General features: G+C 68.3%; 13 protein-coding genes. 2 read left to right on the plus strand and 11 right to left on the minus strand.

Annotated features, from left to right (window positions below):
- Positions 1 to 2 precede the first annotated feature (2 nt).
- The 7 genes from rimM to QRN16_RS06670 all read right to left on the minus strand — a co-directional run bounded on the left by rimM (position 3) and on the right by QRN16_RS06670 (position 4,888).
- Complete coding sequence (gene rimM / locus QRN16_RS06640; RefSeq protein ID WP_056445061.1) at positions 3 to 548, minus strand: ribosome maturation factor RimM; 546 nt, start codon at positions 546 to 548, stop codon at positions 3 to 5.
- 8 nt (positions 549 to 556) lie between these two features.
- Positions 557 to 799 (minus strand): RNA-binding protein, encoded by a 243-nt coding sequence (locus QRN16_RS06645; RefSeq protein WP_027505019.1) that lies wholly within the window; start codon positions 797 to 799, stop codon positions 557 to 559.
- 9 nt (positions 800 to 808) lie between these two features.
- On the minus strand, positions 809 to 1,270 hold the full coding sequence (rpsP, locus tag QRN16_RS06650; RefSeq protein ID WP_027505018.1) for a 30S ribosomal protein S16: 462 nt from the start codon (positions 1,268 to 1,270) through the stop codon (positions 809 to 811).
- A gap of 216 nt (positions 1,271 to 1,486) precedes the next feature.
- Positions 1,487 to 1,876 (minus strand): universal stress protein, encoded by a 390-nt coding sequence (locus QRN16_RS06655; protein WP_027505017.1) that lies wholly within the window; start codon positions 1,874 to 1,876, stop codon positions 1,487 to 1,489.
- On the minus strand, positions 1,873 to 3,396 hold the full coding sequence (locus QRN16_RS06660) for a tripartite tricarboxylate transporter permease (protein WP_051613188.1): 1,524 nt from the start codon (positions 3,394 to 3,396) through the stop codon (positions 1,873 to 1,875). The genes QRN16_RS06655 and QRN16_RS06660 overlap by 4 nt, the downstream gene beginning before the upstream one ends.
- The gene (locus tag QRN16_RS06665) at positions 3,396 to 3,923 is read right to left on the minus strand and encodes a tripartite tricarboxylate transporter TctB family protein (protein WP_269320092.1); all 528 of its coding nucleotides are present in this window, start codon (positions 3,921 to 3,923) and stop codon (positions 3,396 to 3,398) included. The genes QRN16_RS06660 and QRN16_RS06665 overlap by 1 nt, the downstream gene beginning before the upstream one ends.
- A complete protein-coding gene (locus QRN16_RS06670) occupies positions 3,920 to 4,888 on the minus strand; it encodes a Bug family tripartite tricarboxylate transporter substrate binding protein (RefSeq protein WP_027505015.1) in 969 nt (322 codons plus the stop codon). Before QRN16_RS06670 ends, QRN16_RS06665 begins: the two co-directional genes overlap by 4 nt.
- 106 nt (positions 4,889 to 4,994) lie before the next feature.
- Between QRN16_RS06670 and QRN16_RS06675 the strand changes: the two genes are divergently transcribed.
- Both QRN16_RS06675 and QRN16_RS06680 read left to right on the plus strand, forming a co-directional pair.
- Positions 4,995 to 6,620, plus strand: coding sequence for a sensor histidine kinase (locus QRN16_RS06675; RefSeq protein ID WP_285186068.1), 1,626 nt, complete (start codon positions 4,995 to 4,997; stop codon positions 6,618 to 6,620).
- A gap of 42 nt (positions 6,621 to 6,662) precedes the next feature.
- Positions 6,663 to 7,340: a response regulator gene (locus QRN16_RS06680; RefSeq protein ID WP_285185173.1), complete on the plus strand. Its 678-nt coding sequence runs from the start codon at positions 6,663 to 6,665 to the stop codon at positions 7,338 to 7,340.
- Positions 7,341 to 7,356: 16 nt separating this feature from the next.
- Here QRN16_RS06680 and QRN16_RS06685 read toward each other — a convergent pair whose 3' ends face one another.
- From QRN16_RS06685 to QRN16_RS06700, 4 genes are all read right to left on the minus strand, one after another.
- Positions 7,357 to 8,421 (minus strand): amidohydrolase family protein, encoded by a 1,065-nt coding sequence (locus QRN16_RS06685; RefSeq protein WP_285186071.1) that lies wholly within the window; start codon positions 8,419 to 8,421, stop codon positions 7,357 to 7,359.
- A gap of 31 nt (positions 8,422 to 8,452) precedes the next feature.
- Entirely contained in the window at positions 8,453 to 10,021 is a 1,569-nt protein-coding gene (ffh, locus tag QRN16_RS06690; protein WP_056445067.1) for a signal recognition particle protein, read from the minus strand.
- Positions 10,022 to 10,112: 91 nt separating this feature from the next.
- Positions 10,113 to 12,599, minus strand: a complete 2,487-nt coding sequence (locus QRN16_RS06695; protein WP_056445069.1) for a [protein-PII] uridylyltransferase — start codon at positions 12,597 to 12,599, stop codon at positions 10,113 to 10,115.
- A gap of 57 nt (positions 12,600 to 12,656) precedes the next feature.
- Positions 12,657 to 12,995, minus strand: coding sequence for a P-II family nitrogen regulator (locus QRN16_RS06700; RefSeq protein ID WP_027505009.1), 339 nt, complete (start codon positions 12,993 to 12,995; stop codon positions 12,657 to 12,659).

Genomic DNA, 12,995 nt, shown 5'->3' on the forward strand with positions numbered 1-12,995 from the left:
GGTCACTCGCCGTCCAGAAGCCCTTCGGGCGGGTCGATCTCGACGGTCCGCGTCTCGCGGGAGACCGACACCACGATCGCGGACACGAACGGTACGAGCAGTTCGCGGCCGACGTTCTCGTCGGCCGGCGTGATCGACAGCAACTCCCCCGCAGCGGAGTGCAGCACCTCGCTGACCGTGCCGATCACCGTGCCCGCCGACTCGTGATCCGGAGCGAACTGCACCGTCATGCCCTCGAGCTCGTGGTCGTAGAACTCGTCCGGATCGTCGGACGGGGGTAGATCCGCGGTGTCGACGACGAACAGGGTGCCGCGCATCGCGTCGGCGGTACTGCGATCGTCGATTCCCTTCAGACGCAGCAGAAGCCGCCCGGAATGCTCCCGGGCGGCTTCCACCGTGTAGTCGGTCGTGCTGTTGTCGCGACGCGCACGGCCGTGCAGAACGGATCCCGGAGCGAACCGCTCGTCAGGATCGTCCGTGCGGACCTCCACGACGACCTCGCCCTTGATGCCGTGCGACTTGGCCACGCGGCCCACGACGAGCTCCACGTCGGTGATCAGCGATCGGTGTCGACGACGTCGACACGGATCCCACGGCCGCCGATACCCGAGACGAGGGTACGGAGCGCGGTGGCGGTACGACCGCCACGGCCGATGACCTTGCCCAGATCGTCGGGGTGCACATGCACCTCGACGGTCCGGCCACGGCGACCGGTGATCATCTCGACACGAACGTCGTCCGGATTGGACACGATGCCGCGAACCAGATGCTCGACGGCGTCGGCGACCATGGTGCTCACAGGTGGGTCCTACTTCTCGGTGGACTCGGCGGTGGCGTCCGCGGTCTCGTCTGCCGGTGCGCTCTCGGCGTCGTCCGCCTTGGCGGCCTTCTTCTTCTTCGGCGTGGTGGCCTCGGCGACGGGCTCGTTGTCGGCGGCGGCGAGCGCAGCGTTGAACAGGTCCAGCTTGGACGGCTTCGGCTCCTTGACGCGGAGCGTGCCCTCGGCGCCCGGCAGGCCCTTGAACTTCTGCCAGTCACCGGTGATCTTGAGGAGTGCCTCGACGGGCTCGGTGGGCTGTGCGCCCACGCTCAGCCAGTGCTGCACGCGATCGGAATCGATCTCGATCAGCGACGGCTCTTCCTTCGGGTGGTACTTGCCGACGGTCTCGATGGCACGGCCACCGCGACGGGTACGCGCGTCGGCGATGACGACGCGGTACTGCGGGTTGCGGATCTTGCCGAGACGGGTGAGCTTGATCTTGACTGCCATGTGAAACGAAGCCTCTTTCGATGTGGTCGCAGGACGCGACCGCTGGTCACGGCGCAATTCAGCGATGCGCACGGCATGCGCACCCGGTTTTGCGGTGGATGGGTGTTGTGACCGCCGCTCGGTACGGAACCGGAGACGGGCGAACAGCGACTTATTCTGCCAGACGCTGCCCGCCCCTCATAATCCTCGGCCTTCCCGTCCCCGGGGACCCGCCCGTCAGTCCTCCGGCTTCACCGCCAGCACCGGCTTGGGGCACGTGAGCAGGATCCGCTGCGCGGTGCTGCCCATCAACAGCTTGCCCACCGGAGTGCGGTGCCGGATGCCGATGACCAGGACGTCGGCGTCGGGCTTCTCCATCGCGGTGAGCAGAGCCTCGACCGGATCGGTGGTGGTGTCCTGCTCGACGGTGAAGGGCACGCCGGACGACTCGAGCGTGCTCTGCAACTGGTCCACCGCCGCGGAGTCGGCGAAGTGCGGGTCGGCCAGCGCATCGCCCTTCGAGGCGTTGACCACGGTCACCTCGGTGCCGTGCGCCTTCGCCTCGGCGATGCCGTGCTCGAGGGCGGCTCGGCCATACTTGTCCGGGGTGTAGCCGACGACGATCATGCGTTCTCCTTCTGAAGTTCCCGGTCCGCGGTGGCGGACACACGGGGTCGGACGAGACGGGCCAGCAACGGCGCGATCAACAGGACGGCGATGATCGCGTAGACCACCACGGCGATGGGCTCGGTGAAGATGCCGCTCCAGTCGCCTTCGTTGAGTTGCAGCGTCTGGCGGAGCTGACGTTCGATGCGCGGTCCGAGGATCACACCGATGATCAGCGGGAGCACGGGGAGTCCGAAGCGCCGCATCATCAGCCCCAACAGGCCGAAAATCAACAGCATCGCCAGGTCGAGCCACTGCAGGTTGACGGCGTACGCACCCAGGACGGCGAAGAACAGAATGCCGGCGTACAGGTACGGACGCGGAGTACGCAGGAGCTTGGCCCACACCGGCGCGAGCGGCAGGTTCAGCACGAGCAGCAGGAAGTTGCCGATGAAGAGGCTGGCGATGAGCGTCCAGATCAGCAGCGGTTCCTTGTCGAACAGCGTAGGGCCGGGCTGGATGCCGTAGGAGACGAACGCTGTGAGCATGACCGCGGCGGTGGCATTGGTGGGCAGCCCCAGTGAGAGCATCGGGACCAGGGTGCCGGCCGCGGACGCGTTGTTGGCGGCCTCGGGTCCGGCGACGCCCTCGATGGCGCCCTTGCCGAATTCCTCGGGATGCTTCGACAGCTTCTTCTCGGTGATGTAGCTCAGAAATGTCGGTAGTTCGGCGCCGCCGGCGGGAAGAGCACCGAACGGGAAGCCGTACGCGGTTCCGCGCAGCCAGGGCTTCCACGACCGCTTCCAGTCGCTTCTACCCATCCACGGACGCCCGACGGGAATGACCTCGGCCGGCTTGCGACGCAGGTGCGCGGCGACCCAGAGAGCCTCGCCGAGGGCGAACACGGCGACGGCGATCACGACGATGTCGATGCCGTCCGACAGCTGCGGGATACCGAATGTGGCACGCGGCTGGCCGGTCAGGAAGTCGATGCCGACCAGTCCGATGGACAGTCCGAGCAGCAGCGAGATGCACCCGCGGAGCTTGGACGAGCCGAGGACCGCGGTCACGGCGACGAGGGCCAGCAGCATGATGGCCAGATAGGACGGCGCACCCAGGGATACGGCGAACCGAGAGACCATCGGGGCGAAGAGCACCAGCAGCATCGTGCCGATCGAGCCGGCGATGAACGACCCGATGGCAGCGGTCGCGAGCGCTTGTGCAGCTCGACCCGCTCTCGCCATCTTGTTGCCCTCGATGGCCGTGATCACCGACGACGACTCACCCGGCGTGTTGAGCAGGATCGAGGTCGTCGAACCGCCGTACATACCGCCGTAGTAGATGCCGGCGAACATGATGAACGCCGCACTGGGACTGACGTTGTAGGTGATGGGGAGCAGCAGCGCGACCGTCATGGCCGGGCCGATTCCGGGGAGCACTCCCACGGCGGTGCCGAGAAGCACACCGATGCAGGCGTAGAGCAGGTTCATCGGCGTCGCAGCCTGGGAGAACCCCTCCATGAGCCAGTTCAGATTGTCCATCAGAGAATTCCGTCCAGGATGCCTGCGGACAGCGGGATCCCGAGTCCGACGTAGAACGCGTAGAAGCTGACGAGCGAGAGCACCAGACCGATCCCGAGATTGCGGATCCAATGCCTGTTGCCCAGGATCGTCGCGGCGCCGCCGAACAGCACGGCGCCCATGATCACCCAGCCGAGAACGTCGACCAGTGCGATCGTGGCGACGAACAGGGCAACCAGCAGTCCCACCGTCTTCCAGTCGGCCGGCGTGGACGTGTCGATGTCCTCACCGTCGTCGGGGGTGCCCTTGCTGCCGCGCGCGGTGGCGATGGCCAGCAGCACGGAGCACACCAGCAGGCCGGCGCCGATGACGAGCGGGAACAGCTTGGGGCCCACCGGGTCCACCTTCGCGAACTCCGCCGTCAGGGACAGGGCGTCGACGATCAGGAAGATCCCCACCACCAGCATGACCGCGCAGACGACGAACTGCGCCCAGTCCGGACGGTTCTGCGCAGCCGCGTCGTCCGGTCGTTCCACCGTGGCCGTCACACCAGCCCCAGTTCGGTCAGAGTCGACTCGACCCGTTCGTCCTGCTCGCGCAGGAACTGCTCGAAGCCCGGTCCCGTCTCGAAAGCGTCGGTCCAGCCGTTGGTCATCAGTGCGTCCTTCCATTCCGTCGTGGCGTGCAGCTCTGTCAGCGCCTCGACCATCTCGGCGCGGACCTCGTCGGAGAGTCCGGGCGGCGCGAGAATGCCGCGCCAGTTGGTGAATTCGAGATCGATGCCGGCCTCGCGCAGCGTGGGGGCGTCGACCCCGCGAACGCGCTCCGCTCCCGAGACGGCGAGAACACGGACCTGGCCCGCCTCGATCTGGTCGACGTACTCCCCCAGACCCGACGTGCCCGCGGTGATCTTGTTGCCCAGCAACGCCGTCAGCAGATCGCCGCCGCCGTCGTAGGAGATGTAGTTGACCGCGGTGGGATCGACGCCCACCGCCTGCGCGGTCTCCATCGGGAACAGGTGGTCCGGGCCGCCAGGCGACGAGCCGCCACCGATCGTCACCGACCCCGGATTCGCGCGCCACGCTTCCACCAGCTCGTTCACCGTGGTGAACGGCGAATCGGCGGGTACCAGGATGCCCTCCTGCTCTTCGACCACCTTGGCCAGCGGAGTCGCGTCGGACACTCGGGCAGCGGACCCGTTCGTGTATCCCGCGCCGACCACACCCAGGCCCATCATCATCATGAGGTCGTCGTTACCCGACTCGTTCATCAGACGGGCCATGGCGACAGTGCCACCGGCGCCGATGACGTTGAACACCTCGACACGACCGGTGATGTCGTCGTCCTCCATGATCTTCACGGCCGTGCGCGCCGTCAGGTCGTATCCGCCGCCGGGGCTGTTGGGCACCATCATGCGGATGCGGTGCAGCCCTTCGCCCTCGTCGCCCCGCGTGACGCCGCACCCCGCCAGCAGGAGTACGAGCGCCAGAACGGCTGTCAGCCTTCTCGGCATCGGTCCTCGATTCGTCTCGATCGTGATGTAAGACTGTGATCGAGAGCAATCATGGATGTTTCAGTGATTCAGGTCACCCATTCGTTACCAAGGAAAGTTGAGTTCTTTGTGGTCACGACGGTCGATCCGGACCGCCCTGGTCCGGCACGCGCGCGGCAGGTCGCTGGCCGGCCAGTTCCTCGTGTTGCAACTGGCCGTCGTCGCCGTGGTGTTGGGGGCCGTGGCCGCGATCTCGATTCATCAGTCGACCACCGAGTTCCGGGACATCCAGGGCGGGCGCATGCTGTCCGTCGCGGAGAGCCTGGCCTCCACCCCGATCGTGCGGGAGCAGCTGAACGCGCCGCTGGTGGAACAAGTGCTCGCGCCGGACGTCGACCGCGCGGTGTCTCTCTCCGGAGCCACCCTGGCCGAGATCGTCTCGACCGAAGGCGAGGTTCTGGTGTCCACCGATCCGACCCGCGTCGGATCCGCCGCAGAACTCGGTGACAGCGACGTCTTCGGCGGCCGCGGCTGGTACGGCGACGTCGACGTGGAGGGCCACCCTTCCATTGCCGGACACGTGCCGATCCTCGACACCGACGGTGGTGTGATCGCTGTGGTCACCGTGTCGGAGAACTATCCCTCGACGTGGATGCTGTTGTCCGACTCCGGTGCTCGCCTCCTGATCTATCTCGGAATAGGCGCCGGCGTCGGCGCCGCGGGATCGTGGCTGCTCTCCCGGCGCATCCGTCGCCACACTCTCGGGCTCGAGACCACCGAGATCGCGAGCCTTGCCGACCACCGAGAAGCGTTGCTGCACAGCATCCGTGAAGGCGTCATCGCCGTCGGCAACGACGGCCGGATCACGATGATCAACGACAGCGCGTGCGCCCTGCTGGATCTACAGCCGAGCGTCGTCGGGAGTCACGTCGCCGAGGTCGACATCGACGCCGGGATACGCGAGGTACTTCTGTCCGACGGTGACGTCGAGGACGTCGTCGTCACCACCTCGACGCGGGTCCTGGCCCTCAATCGCCGCAGTGCCACCAGTCGCCGTGCGGAGAACCGCGGGCAGCACATCGGCACCGTGACCACAATGCGTGACAGCACCGAACTCGCCTCGATGCAGAGCCAACTGACGTCGCACAAGAGTGTGACCGACACCCTGCGCGCCCAGACCCACGAATTCGCGAACCAGCTGCACACCATCTCCGGCTTGGCACAGCTGGGCAGCTACGACGACGTGACCCGGTTGGTGGGCACGCTCACCCGCCGCCGCGCGGAGATCAGCGATTCGATCACGGCGCACGTCCACGACCCGGCGGTGGCGGCACTGCTCATCGCGAAGACGTCGCTCGCCGCCGAGGCCGGGGTGCGGCTCGTGTTGGATCCGGAGTCGGATCTGGGTGCGCTCGATCCGGCGCTGTCGACGGACGTCATCACCGTCCTCGGCAACCTCGTGGACAACGCGCTCGACGTCTCCCGCGACCACGGCGATCGCTCCATCACCGTGCTCGTCCGTGACGATCCGGAACTGTGTGTCGAGGTCGTCGACTCCGGCCCCGGAGTTCCCCCGCAGATGCGCGAGTTGATCTTCTCGCGGGGCGTGACGTCCAAGACGGACGTTCCCGGCGGACGCGGCATCGGTCTCGCGCTCGTCCGCTTGGTCAGCGTGCAGCACGGCGGCACCGCGACCATCGAGGACGCAGATTCCGGCGGTGCCCGTTTCCGCGTCCGCATGCCGCTCGGTTAGGTTCTGCACATTCCCGACCCGACGAGAGAGGACGTACCCCGAGTGCCCACGGTGCTGGTGGTGGACGACGACTTCATGGTGGCGGACATCCACCGCCGCTTCGTCGACCACACACCTGGCTTCACGGCGGTCGGTGTCGCGCACTCCGCGGCGGCAGCCCGGACCAGCATCACGGAGTTGACCCCGGACCTCGTCCTTCTCGACGTGCACCTGCCCGACGCCTCGGGACTCGACGTGCTCCGTACCTTGCGGGCCGAGAAGAATCCCGTCGGCGTCATCATGATCACCGCCGCACGGGAACTCGACACCGTCGCGGATGCCTTGAGCGGCGGCGCCGCGGACTACCTGATCAAACCCTTCGAGTATCCGCAGCTGCGCGACAAGCTGGACGCCTTCGCCGCGCGCTTCGATGCCCTGTCCTCCGGGCAGGCTGATCAGTCACTCGTCGATTCGCTGTTCGGTGCCGCAGCGCGGCCGGACCAGTCGACCTCGGACGCCGCCCGGCTGCCCAAGGGTCTGTCGCCGGAGACCGGCGGCGTGGTACTCGGGCAGATGACCGGAGGAGCCGAGCTGTCGGCCACGGAATGCGCCGAAGCGGTCGGCATCTCGCGAGTCAGCGCGCGCCGGTACCTCGAACACTATCTGGCCTGCGGCGTGCTGGACGTCCGTCTGCAGTACGGCCGGGCGGGGCGCCCGGAACGCCGATACCGAGCACGCTGACCATCGGAGCCGACGGTCACCAGATCCGGCCGCGCAAGACCACCACGTCCGGCGCCGACAGGACGTCCGGCCCAGTTCGTGGGTCCGTGGAGTAGAACACCAGATCCGCGGGTGCGCCGTGCTCGATGCCCGCACGCCCGAGCCACCGCCGCGCCGTCCAACTGGCCGCACCCAGGGCGTCGGTCGGCGACAGGCCCACGCCCACCAGCGCCGCCACCTCGTCGGCCACCCGCCCGTGCTCGATGCTGCCGCCCGCGTCGGTGCCCGCGTAGATCGGGACTCCGGCGTCGTGCGCGCGCCCCACCGTGTCCGCCACTCGGGCGTGCAGATCGCGCATGTGATCGGCGTAGCGCGGGTAACGGGTGGCCGAGTCGGCGATCGACGGAAAGGTCTCGATGTTGATGAGCGTGGGCACCAGTGCGGTTCCGTGCTCGACCATCATCTCGATGGTCTCGTCGGTCAGGCCGGTGCCGTGTTCGATGCAGTCGATGCCGGCACCGATCAGCCCGGGCAGCGCGTCCTCGCCGAAGACGTGCGCAGTGACCTTGGCGCCCTCGGCGTGGGCGGCGTCGATGGCCCGGCGCAGGACCGCGTCGTCCCACAAGGGTGCGAGGTCGCCGACCTCGCGGTCGATCCAGTCGCCGACCAGCTTGACCCACCCGTCGCCGAGGCGCGCCTGCTGAGCCACGGCCTCGGGCAGTTGCGACTCGTCCTCGAGATCGACGGCGAGGCCGGGAATGTAGCGCTTGGGCATCGCGATGTGCCGACCCGCACGGATGATGCGCGGCAGATCCTCGTGGTCGTCCAGGGCGCGGGTATCGACAGGCGATCCCGCGTCACGCAGCAGCAGCGCACCCACCTCGCGCTCGGTGGTGGCCTGCGCGACGGTGCCGTCGTGATCCTCGTGCCCGCCGCCGTACGTGATACCGACATGGCAGTGCGCGTCGACGAGACCCGGAACGATCCAGCCGCCCCGCGCCACCGTGGTGGCACCGGGAACCGGATCCAGTGAGACGAGGCCGTCTCGCACCCAGACGTCCACCTCGTCGTGGCCGGGCAGCACGACGCCGCGCAGATGCAGACTCGGCGAGATGCGCACCGCGTGCTCCGCCCTACTTCTTGGGGAGCTTCAGCTGCGACAGGTCGATGCCCTCGAGGCCCGGCGGAAGCTGGTCGAGGCCCTTCGGCATCGAGGACAGATCGGGCATCCCCGCGGGCATTCCGCCCGGCATACCGGGGAAGCCTCCCCGCACGCCCTTGGGCGGTGTGGGTCCGCGACCGCCCTTCTTCCCCTTCTTGCCCTTCTTGTTGCTGCGCTGAACCTGCTTGCGCGCGCCGGGCATGCCCATGCGGCCGGCCATCGACGCCATCATCTTGCGGGCCTCGAAGAAGCGGTCGACGAGCTGGTTGACGTCGGAGACCTTCACACCGGAACCGTTGGCGATGCGCAGACGACGGGAGGCGTTGATCATCTTCGGATCGGCCCGCTCGGCGGGTGTCATACCGCGGATGATGGCCTGCACGCGGTCGAGCTGCTTGTCGTCCACCGACGCGAGGGCGTCCTTCATCTGACCGGCACCGGGCAGCATGCCGAGCAGGTTGCCGATCGGTCCCATCTTGCGGATCGCCATCATCTGCTCGAGGAAGTCCTCGAGCGTCAACTGGCCGGACCCGATCTTCGCGGCGGTGTCCTCCGCCTGCTTCGCGTCGAAGACGGTCTCGGCCTGCTCGATGAGGCTGAGCAGGTCGCCCATGCCGAGGATGCGGCTCGCCATGCGATCCGGGTGGAAGATCTCGAAGTCCTCGAGCTTCTCGCCCGTCGACGCGAACATGATCGGTCGACCGGTGACCTCGCGGACGCTCAGCGCGGCGCCACCGCGGGCGTCGCCGTCGAGCTTGGTCAGCACGACGCCGGTGAAGCCGACACCGTCCTGGAAGGCCTGCGCCGTGCTGACGGCGTCCTGGCCGATCATCGCGTCGAGCACGAACAGGATCTCGTCGGGGTTCGTCGCGTCGCGGATACCGGCGGCCTGGCCCATGAGCTCGGTGTCGATACCGAGACGGCCCGCGGTGTCGACGATGACGACGTCGTACTGCTTGGCCCTGGCCTCCGCGACACCGGCGCGAGCGACCTCCACCGGATCGGCCGCGGTCACGCCGAGGGCATTCTCGCCGCCGCCGATCGACGTGCCCGGATGCGGCGCGAAGACGGCGGCGCCCGCACGCTCGCCGACGATCTGGAGCTGACTCACCGCACCGGGGCGCTGGAGGTCGCAGGCCACGAGGAGCGGGGTGTGGTTCTGGTCCTTGAGCCACTTGGCTAGCTTGCCGGCGAGTGTCGTCTTACCGGAGCCCTGCAGACCGGCCAGCATGATGACGGTCGGCGGGTTCTTCGCGAACTCCACCCGCCGGGTCTCGCCACCGAGGATGCCGACGAGCTCGTCGTTGACGATCTTGACGACCTGCTGCGCGGGGTTGAGAGCAGCGGAGACCTCGGCGCCCTTCGCGCGCTCCTTGATCCGAGTGATGAAAGCGCGCACGACCGGCAGCGCGACGTCGGCGTCGAGCAGTGCCAGGCGGATCTCGCGGCACACCGCATCGATGTCGGCGCCCGAGAGCCGACCCTTGCCTCTCAGATCCTTGAGGCTTCCGGTCAATCTGTCGGACAGTGATTCGAACACCGATACTCCTGAACATCGCGAGAGAAGTGAAGACTCCGTCGACCAGACTAACGGTCGATCGACCCGGCGGTGGCCCGGCCCGACGCGTACCTCAGTCGTCCGACTCGGGCTCCTTCGGACGCAGGGCGGGGACGACGGCCAGCAGCGCGCGTTCGAGCTCCTCGCGCTGTGCCCGCGATCCGGCGCCGCCCTCCGACGCCCCGCTGGTGTCGACGCAGAACGCGTCCACCACCGAGGATCCGCGGGTGGTGACCTTGGCCCAGCGCACGTCGGCACCGTGCTTCTCGAAGACGGACGAGAGCCGGCACAGCAGCCCGAGCCGATCCTCGGCGCGGACCTCCACGATCACGGAGTCGCCGTCCGGACCGTCGAACCACAGCACCCGCGGCGGCGCCTGCGCGTACAGCAGCACCTCCGACGAGTCGAGCGTTCCGAGTTCGCCGTCCGACGCGGCGATCCGTGCCCCGGCCTCCTTGAGGTCGAGTTGCGCGAGCAGGTCGAGGTCCCCGTCGAGTGCCCGGATGAGCTCCTGGCGCAGCAGGCCGGGCTGGGGCGGCGCCCCGAAGGTGGGCGTGACGACGAAGCGGTTGATCGCGAACCCGTTCGCGCTGACCACGGACGCGGACAGTACCCGCAGCGCGGCCAGAGCGAGCACGCCCGACGCGTTGGACAGCAGGCCGAGCCTGTCCGGCGCGGTCACCGTCACCTCGAACGTGTGCGGACTGTCCGACGGCTGCAGATCGACGTCGACTCCGCCCTCGGCGGCGCGGGCCGCGAGCGCCGCGTCGATCGGATCGGGCGTCGGCAGTGATTCACCGGCCATGATCATGCGGCAGCGCCGCACGAGCTCACCGATGAGCGAGGACTTCCAGTCCCCCCAGACACCGGGTCCCGTCGCGAGCGAGTCCGCCTCGGCCAGCGCGTGCAGGAGTTCGAGCAGGATCGGATCGCCGTCCAGCGCGTCGACCACCCGCTGCACCGTCGCGGGATCGTCCAGGTCGCGTCGGGTCGCGGTGTCCGGCAGGAGCAGATGGTGGCGCACCATCGCCTCGAGCAGCCGGACGTCCGACGGCCACAGACCGAGCCGCTTGCCCACCTGCGTGGCCAGATCCGCGCCGACGATGCTGTGGTCTCCCCCGCGGCCCTTGCCGATGTCGTGCAGCAGTGCGCCGAGGACCAGCAGGTCCGGCCTCGCGACCCGGGTGGTGAAACCACTCGCGTGCGCGGCGGTCTCGACGAGATGGCGATCCACCGTCCAGGTGTGCACGGCGTCGCGCGGCGGGAGGTCGCGCACCGCCCCCCACTCGGGAAGCAGACGCCCCCACAGGCCCGTCCGGTCCAGAGCCTCGATCGCGTCGATGGCGCGGCGGCCGGAGCCGAGGACCACCAGCAGGTCGTTCAGTGCCTCCTTCGGCCACGGCTCGCGCAGTTCCGGTGCACTGTCGGACAGCCGGCCCAGGGTCGACGCGGACATCGGCATCCCTGTCACCGCGGAGGCCGCCGCGACACGCATGATCAGTCCAGGATCCTTGTTGGGGCGGGCGTCCCGCGCCAGCACCACCTCGCCGGCGTGCTCGACGACCCCCTCGTCCAGGGGCCGACGCACCGGTACCCGGCGGAGCCGCGAGAGTCCGCGTCGCGGTATGGCATTCCCGGCGGTACGCAGGCCCACGTCAGTCGAGTAGACGATGGTGCGCGCCGAATCACTCAGTACGCGTGCGAGATCGAACCGATCGCCGATACGGAGCGCGGCGGCGATCTCGTCCGCGTCCTGCGCTCGCAGCTGATCACGGGCACGGCCCGCCACCCGGTGCAGCTCGGTACGGACGTCGAGGATCCGCCGGTGAGCGAAATCCAGTCCACCGCCCGGTGATTCGGGCCCGAGGCCCGGCATCGCGTCAGTGAGCTGCGCGATGGAGAGCGCGTCGAGCAGCTGCACGTCGCGCAGTCCGCCGCGTCCACTCTTCAGATCGGGCTCGGCCCGGTGGGCGATCTCGCCGCTACGCCCCCAGCGAGTGCGGGTCAGCGCGTGCAACTCGTCGAACCGATCGCGGATCCCGATGCGCCACTGACGCCGGATCCCGTCGATCAACATCGAACTGAGTTCGGCGTCGCCCACGATGTGTCGGGCGTCGAGCAGACCGAGGGCCGCGGTCATGTCGTGGGCGGCCACGTCCAGAGCCTGCGGAACCGTGCGGACACTGTGATCGAGCTTGATGTGCGCGTCCCACAGCGGGTACCAGAGTTGGTCGGCCACACCGCTGACGAGCGCGGGATCGAGATCGTCGTGCAACAGCACCAGGTCCAGGTCCGAGTACGGCAGCATCTCGCGACGACCCAGCCCGCCGACAGCGACGATGGCGAATCCGCTGTCCGGCTTGATACCCACCTCGGAACCCTTGGTGGTCAGCCAGAACTCGTGGAGATCGACGAGCGCCTGGCGCAGCGCCGTCGCGTCCAGTCGTCGATTCCGGCCCTGGCCGGCGAGCAGTTGCTCGCGCGCTCGGACGAGATCCGCCGCTGCTTCGGAACCTCCCACGGGGCTCACTCCTTCTGGTGTCGTGTCGCCGAGAAACAGATCGGCCGCGGATCCGCCCCGTCGAACGAGGCGGATCCGCGGCCGGACTGACGGGAACTACAGAGCGTCGGAGCCACGCTCGCCGGTGCGCACGCGCACGACTGCCTCCACGGGCGAGACCCAGACCTTGCCGTCACCGATCTTGCCGGTGCGGGCTGCCTCGACGATCACCTCGACGACCTTGTCCACGGCCGCATCGTCCACGACGACCTCGACGCGCACCTTGGGAACGAAGTCCACGGAGTACTCGGCACCGCGGTAGACCTCGGTGTGGCCCTTCTGTCGGCCGTACCCCTGTACCTCGCTCACGGTCATACCGAGAACGCCTGCCTGCTCGAGAGCCGTCTTGACGTCCTCGAGAGTGAACGGCTTGACGATTGCAGTGATCAACTTCAT

This window comes from Rhodococcus sp. MEB041 (assembly GCF_030208955.1).
In the GTDB taxonomy this organism is placed as follows: domain Bacteria; phylum Actinomycetota; class Actinomycetes; order Mycobacteriales; family Mycobacteriaceae; genus Rhodococcoides.